The sequence below is a fragment of the Nocardioides sp. OK12 genome (genome assembly GCF_024341885.1).
Lineage (GTDB): Bacteria > Actinomycetota > Actinomycetes > Propionibacteriales > Nocardioidaceae > Nocardioides > Nocardioides marinisabuli.
In genome coordinates this window covers 326,714-342,293 of record NZ_BNET01000005.1, presented here as the reverse complement: position 1 = coordinate 342,293, position 15,580 = coordinate 326,714, and the positions used below count along the sequence as shown (strand labels likewise).

10 protein-coding genes are annotated in these 15,580 nt (G+C 72.7%); 5 read left to right on the top strand and 5 right to left on the bottom strand.

Annotation, left to right across the window (positions count from 1 at the left end):
- Positions 1 to 389: 389 nt before the first annotated feature.
- Together OCU29_RS14865 and OCU29_RS14860 are read left to right on the top strand one after the other, a co-directional pair.
- Positions 390 to 971, top strand: coding sequence for an HhH-GPD-type base excision DNA repair protein (locus OCU29_RS14865; RefSeq protein ID WP_261820524.1), 582 nt, complete (start codon positions 390 to 392; stop codon positions 969 to 971).
- 142 nt (positions 972 to 1,113) lie between these two features.
- Complete coding sequence (locus tag OCU29_RS14860; protein ID WP_219633593.1) at positions 1,114 to 2,589, top strand: RNA polymerase sigma factor; 1,476 nt, start codon at positions 1,114 to 1,116, stop codon at positions 2,587 to 2,589.
- 160 nt (positions 2,590 to 2,749) lie between these two features.
- Here the strand turns inward: OCU29_RS14860 and OCU29_RS14855 are convergent, their stop codons facing one another.
- On the bottom strand, positions 2,750 to 2,986 hold the full coding sequence (locus OCU29_RS14855; RefSeq protein WP_179616794.1) for a hypothetical protein: 237 nt from the start codon (positions 2,984 to 2,986) through the stop codon (positions 2,750 to 2,752).
- 332 nt (positions 2,987 to 3,318) lie between these two features.
- Here OCU29_RS14855 and OCU29_RS14850 point away from each other — a divergent pair, with 332 nt between their 5' ends.
- Complete coding sequence (locus OCU29_RS14850) at positions 3,319 to 5,433, top strand: type IIA DNA topoisomerase subunit B (protein ID WP_261820523.1); 2,115 nt, start codon at positions 3,319 to 3,321, stop codon at positions 5,431 to 5,433.
- Between the two features lie 37 nt (positions 5,434 to 5,470).
- The gene (locus OCU29_RS14845) at positions 5,471 to 7,195 is read left to right on the top strand and encodes a glycoside hydrolase family 3 protein (RefSeq protein WP_261820522.1); all 1,725 of its coding nucleotides are present in this window, start codon (positions 5,471 to 5,473) and stop codon (positions 7,193 to 7,195) included.
- 7 nt (positions 7,196 to 7,202) lie between these two features.
- On the opposite strand, the gene OCU29_RS14840 is transcribed toward OCU29_RS14845, so the two are convergent.
- Genes OCU29_RS14840 through OCU29_RS14825 form a run of 4 tightly spaced genes read right to left on the bottom strand, consistent with a single transcriptional unit; the run spans position 7,203 to position 12,760 of the window.
- Positions 7,203 to 7,721, bottom strand: coding sequence for a carbonic anhydrase (locus OCU29_RS14840; protein WP_179616792.1), 519 nt, complete (start codon positions 7,719 to 7,721; stop codon positions 7,203 to 7,205).
- A gap of 10 nt (positions 7,722 to 7,731) precedes the next feature.
- Positions 7,732 to 9,534, bottom strand: a complete 1,803-nt coding sequence (locus OCU29_RS14835) for an MFS transporter (RefSeq protein ID WP_261820521.1) — start codon at positions 9,532 to 9,534, stop codon at positions 7,732 to 7,734.
- Complete coding sequence (locus OCU29_RS14830) at positions 9,531 to 10,244, bottom strand: LppX_LprAFG lipoprotein (protein WP_261820520.1); 714 nt, start codon at positions 10,242 to 10,244, stop codon at positions 9,531 to 9,533. The genes OCU29_RS14835 and OCU29_RS14830 overlap by 4 nt, the downstream gene beginning before the upstream one ends.
- 5 nt (positions 10,245 to 10,249) lie before the next feature.
- Positions 10,250 to 12,760, bottom strand: a complete 2,511-nt coding sequence (locus OCU29_RS14825; RefSeq protein ID WP_261820519.1) for a DNA topoisomerase (ATP-hydrolyzing) subunit A — start codon at positions 12,758 to 12,760, stop codon at positions 10,250 to 10,252.
- Positions 12,761 to 12,837: 77 nt separating this feature from the next.
- Between OCU29_RS14825 and OCU29_RS14820 the strand changes: the two genes are divergently transcribed.
- Entirely contained in the window at positions 12,838 to 15,573 is a 2,736-nt protein-coding gene (locus OCU29_RS14820) for a bifunctional GNAT family N-acetyltransferase/acetate--CoA ligase family protein (protein WP_306799028.1), read from the top strand.
- Positions 15,574 to 15,580: the final 7 nt, after the last annotated feature.

The window sequence follows — 15,580 nt, the reverse complement described above, 5'->3', positions numbered from 1 at the left end:
TCGGCCCTCGCTGCTCAACCAGCGGCGGCCTCCGTTGGTCGAGCAGTGACGAGCGCCAGCGAGGAACGTCGTCGAGACCCCGCGAGCACCGTGCCCGCCGTACGCCGTGTGCTCACGGGGTTTCGGCGACGCTCGAGCCTTCGGCCCTCGCTGCTCAACCAGCGGCGGCCTCCGTTGGTCGAGCAGTGACGAGCGCCAGCGAGGAACGTCGTCGAGACCCCGCGAGCACCACGCCCTCCGTACGTCGTGGGCTCACGGGGTTTCGGCGACGCTCGAGCCTTCGGCCCTCGCTGCTTAACCAACGGCGGGTCAACGCCGACCCGGCCGGTTCGAACGGGCCGGCTCGGCGTCGGGATGCCGATGACCCGCGTGGTGGGAGGATGACCGGCATGGCGATCCACATCACCGGCGACGACGCCGCCGACCAGGTGCTCACCGACGACCCGTTCGCGCTGCTGGTGGGCATGATGCTCGACCAGCAGTACCCGATGGAGCACGCCTTCCGGGGCCCGGCCAAGGTGCTGGAGCGGTTCGGCAGCCTGGAGCCCGCGCGGATCGCAGCCGCGGACCCGGAGGAGTTCGCCGCGCTGTGCGCCACGCCGCCGGCGATCCACCGCTTCCCCGGGTCGATGGCGGCCCGGCTGCAGGACCTGGCTCGCATCGTGACCGACGACTACGACGGGCACGCCGAGCGGCTGTGGCTGGAGGCCGCCGACGGCAAGGACCTGCTCAAGCGGGTGATGGCCCTGCCGGGCTTCGGCAAGCAGAAGGCGCAGATCTTCGTGGCGCTGGTCGCCAAGCAGCTCGACGTGCGTCCCGAGGGCTGGGAGAAGGTCGTGGGGGACTACTCGCAGGAGGGCTACCGGTCGGTGGCCGACGTCGTCGACACCGCCTCGCTGCAGAAGGTGCGCGACTTCAAGAAGCAGAAGAAGGCGGCGGCCAAGGCGGCGACGTCGTCGCCCGGTTCCTGAGTGCAGCCTGAGCGTGGCCTGAGGCCCGACTGAGCGCCCCGGGCGCCCTGATGCGGACCGGCCACCACCCCCGTGGCAGAATGACCACTGCGGCTCTTGACGACTCCGGGCCTTGCCGCGCCCACACGTCAGCACACGAGAGGTGTTCGTGTCCTCGAACGCACGCAAGATCCCAGCCGAGGTGCTCGCCCATCCGTCCGTGGTGGCCCTCATCGAGCTCGGCACCCCCACGGGGAGCCTGACGCCTGAGGAGGTGAGGCAGGCCAGCGAGGATGCGGCGATCGAGCCCAAGCACCTCAAGGCGCTGCTCGCCCACCTGAGCGGACTGGGGATCTCGGTGCACATCGGCGCCGCGAGCTCCGCCCGCGCCGTCGCCGCGACCTCGACGCGCAAGACCACCACCGCCAGCGCGGCCAAGAAGGCGCCGGCGAAGAAGGCTGCCGCGCCCGCCAAAGCCGCTGCGCCCGCCAAGAAGACGGCGGCGAAGAAGGCCGCCGCCGAGCCGGTCGAGACCGTCGAGGCGGTCGTCGAGGCGACGCCGGTCGTGGGCCCCGACGGCAAGAAGATCCTGCCCGACGTCCCGGACGAGCAGTTCGAGAAGGACGTCAAGAACGACCCGACCATCAAGGAGGACGAGAAGGACGCGTCCTTCGTCGTCTCCGACGCCGACGACTCCGGTGAGCCGGAGCAGCAGGTCATGGTCGCCGGCGCCACCGCCGACCCGGTCAAGGACTACCTGAAGCAGATCGGCAAGGTCCCGCTGCTCAACGCCGAGATGGAGGTCGAGCTCGCCAAGCGGATCGAGGCCGGCCTCTTCTCGGAGGAGAAGATGGCCAAGGGCGGCCGGATCGGTCCCAAGCTGCTCGAGGAGCTCGAGTGGATCTCCGAGGACGGCCGCCGCGCCAAGAACCACCTGCTCGAGGCCAACCTGCGACTCGTCGTCTCGCTGGCCAAGCGCTACACCGGTCGCGGCATGCTCTTCCTGGACCTGATCCAGGAGGGCAACCTCGGCCTGATCCGCGCGGTCGAGAAGTTCGACTACACCAAGGGCTACAAGTTCTCGACGTACGCCACCTGGTGGATCCGTCAGGCGATCACCCGCGCGATGGCCGACCAGGCCCGCACCATCCGCATCCCGGTGCACATGGTCGAGGTCATCAACAAGCTGGCCCGCGTGCAGCGCCAGATGCTCCAGGACCTCGGGCGCGAGCCCACCCCGGAGGAGCTCGCCAAGGAGCTCGACATGACCCCCGAGAAGGTCATCGAGGTCCAGAAGTACGGCCGCGAGCCGATCTCGCTGCACACGCCCCTGGGTGAGGACGGCGACTCCGAGTTCGGTGACCTCATCGAGGACTCCGAGGCGATCGTGCCCGCCGACGCGGTCTCGTTCACCCTGCTGCAGGAGCAGCTCCACGCGGTCCTCGACACGCTCTCCGAGCGTGAGGCGGGTGTGGTCTCGATGCGCTTCGGCCTCACCGACGGCCAGCCCAAGACCCTCGACGAGATCGGCAAGGTCTACGGCGTGACGCGCGAGCGGATCCGCCAGATCGAGTCGAAGACGATGTCGAAGCTGCGCCACCCCTCGCGCTCGCAGGTCCTGCGCGACTACCTCGACTGAGTCGCACCGCTCGACACCACGAAGCGCCCGGGAGCCCCACGGCTCCCGGGCGCTTCGTCGTACCCGGCCCGTCTCGACCCCCGACGCGCAGCAGGCCCCCGGACCTGGGTCCGGGGGCCTGCTGGTGAAGCGCTAGGGGAGTGGTCTCACTCCATCGGGCTCACTCGGTCTCGGGCGCCTTGGCGGCCATGGGCGAGTCGGAGGTGAGCTTGTGGGTCTCGTCCACGACGTTGGAGGCGATCTCCTTGAGCTTGTCGCCGTGCTCGCGGGCGTGGTGCGCGCAGAAGAGCAGCTCTCCGCCGCTCTGCAGCTCTACGCGGAGGTAGGCCTGGGCTCCGCAACGGTCGCAGCGGTCCACTGCGGTCAGCGGGGCGCTGGGGGCAACTGTGGTGGTCACATCGGCCTCATTTCTTCGATCACTCGGTGCTTGGCTCAACGTATCGAGGGGACCCAAGATTCCCGCTGTAGTTCTGGTTCCCCTGTTGCGAGGGTCTCAACCCGACCATCCGGGTGAGACCGCCTGTCCGTGCTCTCCCAGTGTGACTGCCGGTCCTAGCGGTGCGGGGGTCATCTCAGAATCCCGTCCCGATCGTGTCCACATCGTGACGTGGTCGGCACTCGTGCTGCTGTGCTTGCTGGGTCTCTCCACGCTAGCGGTGCCCCTGCGGGCGAGCCTGTTCGGGGCACCGGCGTGTCGTGACCTAGATTCGTAGCAGCACCCGCACCCGGATGGGTCGCGGTGCGCACCCGCCGTACGCACGCCCTGCCAGGAGCCCCACGATCGCCGACAACACCTACAACGCCGCCCACCTCCTCGTCCTCGAGGGACTCGAGGCGGTGCGCAAGCGCCCGGGCATGTACATCGGCTCGACCGACACCCGCGGGCTCATGCACTGCCTGTGGGAGATCATCGACAACGGCGTCGACGAGGCGCTGGCCGAATCGGCCACCCGGGTCGAGGTCGTGCTGCACCCCGACGGCTCGGTCGAGGTGCACGACGACGGTCGCGGCATCCCCACCGACAAGGAGCCCAAGACCGGGCTGCCCGGCGTCGAGGTGGTCGCCACCAAGCTCCACGCGGGTGGCAAGTTCGGCGGCGGCTCGTACGTCGCCACCGGCGGCCTGCACGGCGTGGGTCTCTCGGTCGTCAACGCCCTGTCCTCGCGCATGGACATCGACGTCGAGCGCTCGCCGGCGGTGCAGGGACTCTCCTTCCAGCGCGGCGTGCCCGGCGTCTTCGACGGCGAGGGCCTCGGCGGCTCCTTCGAGCCCCGCTCGGGCCTGACCCGCAAGGGCGGCCGGGTGGCCAAGGGCCGCTCCGGCACCCGCATCCGCTTCTGGCCCGACCGCCAGATCTTCACCAAGGACGCGACCTTCGTCTACGACGAGCTGGTCACCCGCGCCCGCCAGACCTCCTTCATCGTGCCCGGTCTCGAGCTGGTGCTGCGCGACCTGCGCGGCGACGAGCCGGTCGAGGAGAGCTTCCGCCACGACGGCGGCATCTCGGAGTTCACCGAGTTCCTGGCCCCCGACGAGGCCGTCACCTCGGTGCTGCGCCTGCAGGGCAGCGACACCTTCACCGAGACCGTGCCGCTGCTCGACGACAAGGGCCACATGACGCCCCAGGAGATCGAGCGCGAGCTCGTCGTCGACGTCGCGATCCGCTGGGGCACCGGCTACGACACCGAGATGCGCTCCTTCGTCAACGTGATCGCCACCCCCAAGGGCGGCACCCACCTCAGCGGCTTCGAGCAGGCGCTGACCAAGACCTTCAACGACGTGATGCGCCAGACCAAGGCGCTCAAGGTCAACGACGCCGACGTCATCAAGGACGACGTGCTCGAGGGGCTGACCGGCGTGGTCACCGTGCGCCTGGCCGAGCCCCAGTTCGAGGGCCAGACCAAGGAGATCCTCGGTACGCCGGCCGCGCGCACCGTGGTGCGCAAGGTCGTGGCCCGCGAGCTGAAGGAGTGGCTGACCTCCTCCAAGCGCGAGCAGAAGGCCCAGGCCAAGCTCGTCATGGAGAAGGTCGTCGGCGCCGCCAAGACCCGCCTGGCCGCGCGGCAGCACAAGGAGACCCAGCGCCGCAAGAACGCCCTGGAGTCCTCGGCGCTGCCCTCCAAGCTGGCCGACTGCCGCGACAACGACAACGAGCGCACCGAGCTGTTCATCGTCGAGGGTGACTCCGCCCTGGGCACCGCGAAGCTCGCCCGCGACTCCTCCTTCCAGGCGCTGCTGCCGATCCGCGGCAAGATCCTCAACGTCCAGAAGGCCTCCGTCGGCGACATGCTCAAGAACGCCGAGTGCGCCTCGATCATCCAGGTCGTGGGCGCCGGCTCGGGGCGCACCTTCGAGCTCGACGCACGCCGCTACGGCCGGATCATCTTCATGGCCGACGCCGACTCCGACGGCGCCCACATCCGCTGCCTGCTCGCCACCCTGTTCTTCAAGTACATGCCCGAGCTCATCACCGAGGGGCGCGTCTACTCCGCGGTGCCGCCGCTGCACCGCATCGAGCTGTCCAACCCCAAGAAGGGCATGGACAAGTACGTCTACACCTACTCCGACGACGAGCTGCAGCGGAAGCTCGCCGAGCTCAAGAAGAAGAACGTGCGCTGGAAGGACCCCGTGCAGCGCTACAAGGGCCTGGGCGAGATGGACGCCGACCAGCTGGCCGAGACCACCATGGACCCGCGCCGCCGCACCCTGCGCCGCATCACCGTCGACGACGCCGACGTGGCCAGCCAGGTCTTCGAGCTGCTGATGGGCTCCGAGGTCGCGCCGCGCAAGGAGTTCATCGTCCAGGGCGCCTACGACGTCGACATGGAGGCGCTCGACGCCTGAGCGCGGGGCCTCACCGGCCTGCTGGGACGATGGGGGCGTGCCCTCCTCCCGTCCTGCGCCGCGTCGCCGCACGGCCGCCCTGCTGGCGCTGGGCGTGCTCGCTGCCGGCTGCACGGGTGCACCCGACGGGCCCGACGGCGGGGGAGCGGCCGGGAGCGGCGACGTCGCGACCACCGACGCCCCGGCGCCCGAGCCGCGCAGCGCCTCGCAGCGACTCGGGCTGCGCACGGGCTGGGGCCCGAGCCGGGCCGAGCTCGACACCGCGGCGCGACGTACGGCGCGGCTGAGCCTGCCCGAGCTGGCCGGCCAGGTCATCGTGGCGCGGTGGAGCGGCACCGGGGCGCCGACCGCGCTGGTGCAGCGGCTGCACCTGGGCGGGGTCGTGGTCTTCGCCGACAACGTCTCCTCCACCGACCAGCTGCGCCGCGCCACCCGCGGCCTGCAGCGCGACGTCGACCGGGCGTGGCCGCTCCTGGTCGCGGTCGACCAGGAGGGCGGCACCGTCGCGAGGGTGCGCGGGCAGGCGACCGGCTTCCCGGCGTTCATGTCGACCGGCGCGGCGGGCGACGCGGCCCTGACCCGCCGCACGTACGCCGCCAGCGGCCGCGAGCTGCGCGGGCTGGGGATCAACGTCGACCTCGCCCCCGACGCCGACGTCACCACCGGGCCCGGCGACCCGGTGATCGGCAGCCGCTCGGCCGGCTCCGACCCGGCAGCGGTGGCCCGCCAGGTGGTGGCCGCCGCCCGTGGCTTCCGCGACGCCGGCGTGGTGCCGGTGGTCAAGCACTTCCCCGGGCACGGCTCCCTGACCACCGACAGCCACCTCGCGCTGCCGGTGCAGCGGCGCCCCGTCGCGGCCCTGGCCCGCACCGACCTGCGCCCCTTCCGGGCCGCGGTCGAGGCCGGGCTGCCCGCCGTGATGACCGGTCACATCGCCGTGGCCGACGTCGACCCGGGCGTGCCGGCCAGCCTGTCCCGCCCGGTGGTCACCGGGCTGCTGCGCGAGCGGCTGGGCTTCGAGGGCGTGGTGATGAGCGACGCGCTCGACATGGCCGCCGTGAGCGGGCGTCGTACGCCGGCGGTGCAGGTGCTGCGCGCCGGCGGGGACGTGGTGCTCATGCCGCCCGACCCCGCTGCCACCCGCGCCGCCATCGTGCGCGCCGTGCGCGACGGGCGGCTGGGGCGCGACCGGCTGCGCCAGGCCGCTGCGCGCACCATTGCCCTGCTCGAGCACCACCGCACCGGCGACCCCGCCCCTCCCGGCAGCGGGCGGGCCGCCTCGCGCCGCCTCTCGGCCGCCGCGGTGACCGTGGCGGCCGGGGCCTGCCGCGGACCGCTCGTGCGCGGAGCGGTGGTGCCGCTGGGCGGCGACGCGGCCGTGGCCGCGTTCCGCGCCGCGGCACGGTCGGCCGGGATGGCGCTGGGGGAGGTGCGCTACGAGAAGCCGCCGCGCCCGGAGAGCACCGGGCGCAGGAAGAAGGACCGGGCCGCGCTGCGCCGCTGGCGGCGCACCGAGCCGGTGCGGGTCGTCGACGGCACGCCGGTGCACCTGCTCAGCGGGGGAGCCGCGCCCGACACCGGGGTCGTGGTCGCCACCGACCGGCCCTACCTGCTCGGCGGCTCCAGCGCCCCGGTGCGGATCGCGACGTACGGCGAGACCCCGGGGGCGATGTCGGCCCTCGTGGACGTGCTCCTGGGGCGCGAGCGGGCCCCGGGGCGCCTGCCGGTCGACGTGCCCGGGGTGGCGCGCCGGGGCTGCTGAGCCCCGCTCAGGCGTGCTGGGTCAGCAGGCCGGTGTCGACGTCGTAGACGAACCCGCCCACCACGACGCTCTCGGGCACCAGCGGGTGGGTGCGCACCTTCGCGACGTCGTCGGCCAGCGTCGCGAGCTGGTCGGTGACCACGTTGAAGGGCTGCCAGGTCGAGTCGGTGCCGGCGGAGGCGGTGACCCGCTCGTGCAGCTCGGCCTCGGTGGCGCTGGCCATCGCGCAGCGGGTGTGCGGGATGACCAGGATGCGCTGCACGTTGAGCAGGTGGGTGCCCAGCACGAGCGCCTCGAGGGCCTGCGGGGTGACCCGGCCGCCGGGGTTGCGGAAGATCTTGGCGTCGCCGGCGGAGAGCCCGAGCATGCCCAGCGGGTCGATGCGGGAGTCCATGCAGGTCACGATCGCCACGCCGGCCTTGGCGATGCCGTCGAAACCGGCGTACTCGAACGACTCGGCGAAGCTGCGGTTGGCCTCGAGGAGGTCCTCGAAGCCGGCGTTGGAGGTGGGGTGCGTGTCGGCCATGGCCCGCAACCTAGCCGACGAGCGGCACCCCGGTCGCCGCGTCTCGCCCGTGACCTGCGGCACGTGTGTCGGCGCCGCGCAGCAGCACCAGCGCGAGCACGGCCGCGAGCGCCGCGCAGCCGGCCGCCCCCAGGAAGACCGTCTGCTCCTGGGCGATGCCGGCGGCGCGCAGCAGGTCGGAGTACTCCGCGCAGCGGGTGGTGCCCGCGGGGCAGACGTCCTGGATGGGCGGGATGTCGGCCTGCTCGGCGTAGTAGCGGCGCAGCCCGATGGTCGTCAGCGCCGAGATGCCCACCAGCATCCCGACCATCCGGGCCACCACGACAATCGCCGAGGCCAGCCCGTGCACGGCGTCGGCGGTGTGGGCCAGCACGGCCGCGTTGACCGGCGCCAGCGCGAGGCCGAAGCCCAGCCCGCCGACCACCAGCGGCACCGTGGCCGTCCAGCTCTCCAGCGCGTCGACGCCCCAGCGCGACATCATCACGAACCCGACCGCGGCCATCACCATCCCCACGGCGGTGATCACCCCGGCCGGCAGCACCCGTGTCAGGTAGCCGCCGACCACCGCGCCGACCGGCAGCGCGACCAGGAAGCGCACCAGCACCAGCGCCGCCAGCAGCTGGGAGTCCTGGTACGTCGTGGTGCGCGCGAAGAGCGGCACGTCGATCAGCGCCGCGATCAGCGCGGCACCGATCAGGAAGCTGACCACGACCGAGCCCCAGGCGGGACGGGCCGCCAGGGCGCCACGCGGCAGCAGCGGGTCGCTGGCGCGGCGCAGGTGCACCACGAAGGCCACCGTCGCGACCGCGGCGCCCAGCAGGTACCAGCGGCCCTGGTCGGAGAAGACCTGGACCTTGGGGTCGGCGGTCGCGAAGGCGAGGATCACCCCGCCGAGCGCCACCGCGAGGTAGCTCGCCCCGGTGACGTCGGCCTCGCGCAGCGACCGGCCCCATGCCCGCAGGTCGACCAGCGGGCGCCGGGCCGTCAGGGTGCGCGCGACCAGCAGCATCGCGAGCACCACGGTGGCCGCCCCGACCGGGGTCAGCCAGCGCCCGCCGCCCTCGACGAAGGGGATGAAGAGCCGGCCGTAGTCGATGTCGGCGCGCAGCGACCCGGGTGGCTGGAAGACCAGCGCGCCGGCCAGCAGCAGGAGCAGCAGCAGCGCCACCCCGACCAGGTCGGGCAGCCCGCGCCGGCCGGCCCGTGGCCGCCCGGCCCCGGCGCCCCGGGACGCCAGCGCCGCGATGGCCGCGGCGAGCACCAGCCCGACCGCCAGGTTGATGAGGAAGATCGCCCGCCAGTCGGCGAAGGCGAGCACGGCGGCGCCGTAGAGCGGGCCGACCACGCTGCCGATCTCCTGAACCGCCGAGACCAGCCCGAGCGGCACGCCACGCCGCTCGCGCGGGTAGAGGTCGGCCACCAGCGCCAGGGTGGCCGGCACCAGGCCGCCGCCGCCGACACCCTGCAGGAAGCGCCCGGCGACCATCGAGGGCATGTCGTACGCCGCCGCGGTGACGATGGAGCCGACCGCGAAGACCACCAGCGAGGCGGTCAGCACCGGCACCCGGCCGCGCAGGTCGGCGATCCGCCCGATCAGCGGCAGCATGGCGACGTAGCCGAGCAGGAAGCCCGAGATGATCGGCGCGGCCCGCTGGAGCTGGTCGGGCGAGAGCCCCACCCCGGCCATCATGTCGACCAGCGCCAGCACCACGACGTAGGTGTCGGCGGCCGCGAAGGCCACCGCCACCGCGGCCAGGCCCAGCAGCAGCCGGGGGCCCCGGGCGGTGCCTCCCGCGGCGCTGGTCGTGCTCACTCGGGTGCGGTGATCTGCGGCGAGGAGCCGTAGTCGTCGAAGTCGATCGTGTAGGTCATCGACTCCCCGTCGCCGTAGAAGGCACCGGTCAGGACCATCGAGCGCAGCTCGCCGTCGTCGCTGATCGAGTACGACGCGTCGAAGTCGCCCTCGGCGCTGGGGATGATCGTGGCCGCGACCTCGCCCGAGATCGTGCCGGTGTAGGTGGTCAGCACGTCGCGGTTGTCGGTGCCGCCGCGCACCTGCTCGCCGACCTCGACCTCCTCGGTGCTGGTCAGCAGCGAGGAGAAGCCGCCCTCGGGCCCGAGCAGGGCGGCGGGGTCGGGGGCGCCGTACTCGGCCGGGTCGATCTGCGACCACCCGGTGGTCAGCGGCACCTGGGCGTAGACGACGTCGTCGACGCCGACCACCGGCACCTCGGGCTCGAAGCCGGCGAAGCGCACGGTGATGACCCCGTCGAAGGCCGCCGGGCTGGGCGTGCCGACACCCTCGGCGCCCAGCAGGCCCTCGACGCCCTCGGGCAGGTCGTCGGTGGCCAGGCTGACCTGCACCCCGCTGGTCTCGTCGAGGGTCGTCTTCGCCTCGGCGAGCACCTCCTCGGCGCTAGGGGCGTCCTCGGTCGGGGCGGAGTCGTCGCTGCTGCAGGCGGAGAGGCCGCCGAGGGCCATCAGGCCGGACGCGGCCAGGGCCGCGAGGGTGGGAGCACGCATGTCACTCAGCCTTGCACATCGCCCGGAACGCCAGCCGGAACGTCAGCGGCGCTCGCCGGGACCCGCAGCGCGACGGGGCCGGCGCAGGCCGCGACGGCCTGCGAGCCGGGCACGCCCGACCCGTCGCGCCGCCCGGTGGCCGGCGGCAGGTCGACCGGGGCGCCGCTGGCGGCGGCGGCCCGTGCGGGCGCCGTGCCGGCCCACGCCAGCACCAGGGCGTCCTCGCCCTTGAGGAAGCGGTGGCAGCGCACCCCGCCGGTGGCCCGGCCCTTGGCGGGGTACTCCGAGAACGGGGTCACCTTGATCGCGCCGACCTCGGTGCCGGGCAGCGCGGTCGAGGACCCGGAGGCCGTGACCAGCACGGCCCCCTCGGGGGCGGCGGGGTCGACCGCACCGAACCAGAGCACCGACTGGCCCTCGGTGAGGCGGATGCCGGCGATGCCGCCGCCGGAGCGGCCCTGGGGCCGCACGGCGTCGGCGGTGAAGTGCAGCAGCTGGGCGTCGGTGCTGACGAAGCACAGCGACTCCTCGCCGGTGACCAGCTCGAGCGCCCCGACGACCTCGTCGCCGTCCTTGAGGCCGATGACCTCCCAGTCGTCGCGGTTGAGCACCTCGGGGTTGACCCGCTTCACCACGCCCTGCCGGGTGCCGAGCGCGAGCCCGGGCCCGTCGGTGGCCAGCGTGCACAGCGCCAGCGCCCGCTCGCCCCCGGCGAGCTGGAGCACCTCGCTCAGCGGCACCCCGCCCTGGAGGTTGGGGTCGTTGGCCGAGGCCGGGATCGTGGGCAGGTCGAGCACCGAGAGCCGCAGCAGGCGTCCCTGGCTGGTCAGCACCCCGACCTCGGCGCGCGCGGTGGTGGCGACCGCGGAGACCACGACGTCGTGGTTGGTGCGCCCGCCCCCGACCCCGGGCGCCTCGGCGCTCGAGGAGCGCGCCAGCAGGCCGGTGGAGGAGAGGTAGGCGAAGCAGGGGTCGTCGGCGACCTCCAGCGGGGTCGCGGCGGCCGCGGCGGGGGTGCCGGCCGACTCGAGCAGCACGGTGCGGCGCGGGGTGCCGTAGGTCTTGGCGACCTCGGCCAGCTCGTCGGAGACGACCTCGCGCAGCAGCTGGTCGTCCGCCAGGATCGCGTCGAGGGCCTCGATCTCGCCGCGCAGCTGCTCCTGCTCCTTCTCCAGCTCGATGCGGCTGAAGCGGGTCAGGCGGCGCAGCTGCATCTCGAGGATGTAGTCGGCCTGCAGCACCGAGAGCTCGAAGACCGTGGTCAGCCGCTCGCGGGCCGCGCTCGCGTCGTCGCTGGTGCGGATCACCTGGATGACCTCGTCGATGTCGAGCAGCGCCACCAGCAGGCCGTCGACCAGGTGCAGCCGCTCGGCCTTCTTGGTGCGCCGGAACTGCGAGCGGCGGCGTACGACGTCGTAGCGGTGGCCCAGGAAGACCTCGAGCATCTGCTTGAGACCGAGGGTGCGGGGCTGGCCGTCGACCAGCGCGACGTTGTTGATGCCGAAGGAGTCCTCGAGCGGGGTCTGGCGGTAGAGCTGCTCGAGCAGCGCCTCGGGCACGAAGCCGTTCTTGACCTCGATGACCAGGCGCAGGCCGTGGTCGCGGTCGGTGAGGTCCTTGATGTCGGCGATGCCGGAGATCTTCTTGCCCTGCACCAGGGTCTTGATCCGCTCGACGATCTTCTCGGTGCCCACGCCGTACGGCATCTCGGTGACGACGATGGCCTTGCGGCGCCCGATCGTCTCGATGCGTGCGGTGGCGCGCATCTTGAAGGTGCCGCGGCCCGACTCGTAGGCGTCGCGGACGCCGTCGAGGCCGACGATCTTGCCGCCGGTGGGCAGGTCGGGCCCGGGGATGAAGCGCATCAGGTCGTCGAGGCCGGCGCCCGGGTGGATGATCAGGTGGCGCAGCGCCTGGACCACCTCGACGAGGTTGTGCGGCGCGCAGTTGGTGGCCATGCCGACCGCGATGCCGGTGGTGCCGTTGACCACGAGGTTGGGGATCGCCGACGGCAGCACGGTCGGCTCGGTCTCGCGGGAGTCGTAGTTGGGCTTGAAGTCGACCGTGTCCTCCTCGATGGAGGCGGTCATCGCGACGGCGGGCGGGGCCATCCGGCACTCGGTGTAGCGCATGGCGGCGGGGGAGTCGTCGGGCGAGCCGAAGTTGCCGTGCCCGTCGATGAAGGGCAGGCGCATCGACCACGACTGGGCGGTGCGCACCAGGGCGTCGTAGATCGCGGAGTCGCCGTGCGGGTGCAGGCGACCCATCACCTCACCGACGACGCGGGCGCTCTTGACGTGCCCGCGGTCGGGGAAGAGCCGCATCTCGCTCATCGTGTAGAGGATCCGCCGCTGCACGGGCTTGAGACCGTCGCGCGCGTCGGGCAGCGCCCGGGAGTAGATGACGGAGTAGGCGTACTCCAGGAACGAGCTGCGCATCTCGTCGCCGACGTCGATGTCGAGGATGTGCTCCTCGAAGTCGTCGGGCAGCGGCTGCTTGGTGGAACCCTTGGCCATGGGCGCCATTGTCCCGGTCGCGTCCGCGTCCTCGCGCCGGGGCACGCCGGTCGGTGGTCTTCGGTAGATTCTCCGGTGTGAGCGGCGGCCCCCAGCACGACGAGATCCCCACGTCCAGCGAGCCCGCGGCACCTGGCGCGCCCCGGCACTGGCAGGCCGACGTCCTGCTGCGCGACGGGCGCACCGCCCACATCCGCCCGATCACCCCCGACGACGCCGAGCGGCTCGTCGACTTCTACAGCCGGGTCTCCGACCGCTCGAAGTACTACCGGTTCTTCTCGCCGATGCCGCGGCTCTCCGACCGCGACGTGCAGCGCTTCACCCAGGTCGACCACCACGACCGGGTGGCGCTGGTGCTGGTGCTGGCCGAGCGGATGATCGCGGTGGGCCGCTACGACCGGGTGCGCGCCGGCGAGGCCGAGGTCGCCTTCCTCGTCGAGGACCAGCACCAGGGCCGCGGCATCGCCCAGCTGCTGCTGGAGCACCTGGCCCAGGCCGGGCGCGAGCGGGGCCTGGAGAAGTTCACCGCCGAGGTGCTGCCCGACAACTCCCGGATGATCCAGACCTTCCGCGACGCCGGCTACCGGGTGGCCAGCGAGTTCGAGGACGGCGTCATCCAGCTCGAGTTCCCCATCGACGCCACCGACACCGCGATCGGGGTGATGCAGGACCGCGAGCACCGCGCCGAGGCCGCCTCGATCGAGAAGTTCTTCAACCCGCGCTCGGTCGCGATCATCGGTGCCTCGCGCCGCCAGGACACCATCGGCCAGACCCTGGTGCGCAACCTGGTGATGGGCGACTTCACCGGGCGTGTGTACGCCGTCAACCCCTCGGCCGGCGCGGTGTCGGGGCTGCCGGCGTACAAGAGCGTGGGGGAGATCCCCGACGCCGTCGACGTCGCGATCGTCGCGGTGCCGGCCGACGCGGTGCAGGACGTCGTGCTCGACTGCGCGGCCAAGGGCGTGCACGGGCTGGTGGTGATCTCCAGCGGCTTCGCCGAGACCGGCGAGGAGGGCCGCCAGCGCCAGCGGCGCCTCGTGGGGCTCTCGCGCTCCTACGGGCTGCGCCTGATCGGCCCCAACTGCCTGGGTGTCATCAACACCGACCCGGGCGTCTCCATCAACGCCTCGCTGTCGTCGGTGATGCCGCCGCGCGGCCGGGCGGGGTTCTTCTGCCAGTCCGGTGCGCTCGGCTCGGCGATCCTCGAGAAGGTCCAGAACCGTGGCCTGGGCCTGTCGACCTTCGTCAGCGCCGGCAACCGCGCCGACGTCTCGGGCAACGACCTGCTGCAGTACTGGGAGGAGGACGACTCCACCGAGGTCGTGCTGCTCTACCTCGAGTCGATCGGCAACCCGCGCAAGTTCTCCCGGATCGCGCGACGGGTCTCGCTGCGCAAGCCGATCATCGCGGTGCGCTCGGGGCGCACCACCCAGGGCGTGCCGATGGGCCACGCGGTGCGCAAGATCGCCGCGCCGCCGGCCGCGGTCGACGCGATGTTCCGCCAGGCCGGGATCATCCAGGTCGGCACCCTCGACGAGATGTTCGACGTGGCCCAGCTGGTGGCCCACCAGCCGCTGCCGCGCGGGCGCCGGGTCGCGATCGTCGGCAACTCCGACGCCCTGGGCCTGCTGGCCGCCGACGCCGCCGCCGAGGTGGGCCTGGTGGTCAACAAGTCGGTGCCGCTGGGCGCCGACGCGACCGCCGAGGACTTCGAGGACGCCCTCGACGCCGCCATCGACGACCCCGACGTCGACTCGGTCGTCGCGGTCTACACCCCGCCGCTCAACGTCAGCGGCGAGGAGGTCGCCAACGTGCTGGCCGCCATCGGCGAGCAGTCCGACAAGCCGCTGGTCTCGACCTTCCTGGGCGTCGAGGGCGTGCCCGAGCTGCTGCGGGTGCCCGACGTGGCCGGCTCGACAGCTGGGCGCGGCTCGGTGCCGTCGTACCCCGCCGTCGAGGCGGCGGTGCGGGCGCTGGCGCGCGTCGTCGAGTACGCCGTGTGGCTGCGCACCCCCGACGGTGCACCGCTGGACCCCGAGGGCGCCGACGAGGACACCGCCCGCGGGATCGTCAACCGGGTGCTGGCCGAGAACCCCCAGGGCGCCGAGCTCAACCGCGAGGACCTCAGGTCGCTGCTCGCCGCCTACGACATCGACCTGTGGCCCTCGCGGGTCGTGAGCACCCTGGGCGAGGCCACCGCGGCCGCCGTCGAGCTGGGCTGGGACGTCGTGCTCAAGGCCACCGCCGACCACCTGCGCGAGCGCCCCGACCTCGCCCACGTGTGGCGCAACATCGACGGCGCCCACCAGATGAAGGACGCCTGGGCGTCGCTGACGGCGCTGGTGGGCGAGGAGGACCTCACCGACGCCTTCCTCGTGCAGGGCACCGCGCCCCCGGGCGTGCCGGTGAGCATCTCCAGCATCGAGGACCCGCTCTTCGGGCCGGTGGTCTCCTTCGGCATCTCCGGGCCGTTGACCGAGCTGCTCGGCGACCGCGCCTACCGCATCCCGCCGCTGGGCGCGCGCGACGCCGCGGCGATGGTGCGCGAGGTCAAGGCGAGCCCGATGCTCTTCGGCTACCGGGGCAGCGAGGTCGTCGACGTCGGCGAGGTCGAGCGCCTGATCAGCCGGGTCTCGCAGCTGCAGAACGACATGCCGCAGCTCTCCGCGCTCGAGCTCGGGCTGGTGCTCGCCGGGCCGTCGGGATCGACGGTGCTCGACGCCTCGGCCCGGGTCGAGCCGGCCGCCGACTCGCGCTCCGACTGGTTCGTGCGGCGGATGCCCTCGCAGCCGGGCGACACCATTCCGAGCTGAGGTCGCC

What these genes read in the sequence shown, in the direction of transcription:
- OCU29_RS14865 (WP_261820524.1), top strand. Translation starts at nt 390, where the DNA reads ATGGCGATCCACATCACCGGCGACGACGCCGCCGACCAGGTGCTCACC.
- OCU29_RS14850 (WP_261820523.1), top strand. Translation starts at nt 3,319, where the DNA reads ATGGGTCGCGGTGCGCACCCGCCGTACGCACGCCCTGCCAGGAGCCCC.
- OCU29_RS14840 (WP_179616792.1), bottom strand. Translation starts at nt 7,721, where the DNA reads ATGGCCGACACGCACCCCACCTCCAACGCCGGCTTCGAGGACCTCCTC.
- OCU29_RS14830 (WP_261820520.1), bottom strand. Translation starts at nt 10,244, where the DNA reads ATGCGTGCTCCCACCCTCGCGGCCCTGGCCGCGTCCGGCCTGATGGCC.
- OCU29_RS14825 (WP_261820519.1), bottom strand. Translation starts at nt 12,760, where the DNA reads ATGGCCAAGGGTTCCACCAAGCAGCCGCTGCCCGACGACTTCGAGGAG.